This window comes from Thermus thalpophilus, assembly GCF_022760915.1.
GTDB lineage: Bacteria > Deinococcota > Deinococci > Deinococcales > Thermaceae > Thermus > Thermus thalpophilus.
In genome coordinates, this window is the sequence record NZ_JAKTNS010000131.1 from 1 (window position 1) to 409 (window position 409).

The window sequence follows — 409 nt, forward strand, 5'->3', positions numbered from 1 at the left end:
AGGCCCCGCTGCCAAAGCTCCCCCAGGACCCCCTCCCATCCCAGGGCGCTCTCCGGGGGCAAAAGCCAAAACCCCAAGACCCGCCTCTCCCCGCTAGGGGTGACCCCCAGGGCCACGTACACGGTTTCCCGCGCGACCCCCTCACCGTCCCTAAGAACCTTGAGGGAGAGCCCGTCCAGGTAGACGAAGGCCATCTCCTCGGGCAAAAGCCGGGTGCGGAAGGCTCCTGCCGCCTCCAGGACTTGGTCGGTCAGAGCGCTTAGGGTCTCGTGGGAGTAGCGGTGGCCTAAGAGCAGGCTCAATATCTCGGCCGCCTTGCGCTGACTGACCCCGGCGGCGTACAAGGCCACAGCTACTTCCCCCACGTCCACCAGGCGGCGGACGTAGGGCTTAAGGAAAGCCGGGTAAT

Annotated in this window: 1 protein-coding gene; it reads right to left on the bottom strand. The window is 66.3% G+C overall.

Going from position 1 to position 409, the window contains the following annotated elements; all coding sequences use genetic code 11:
* The coding region (locus tag L0D17_RS13325; protein ID WP_243095720.1) for a transposase at positions 1-409 on the bottom strand (409 nt) is incomplete at both ends.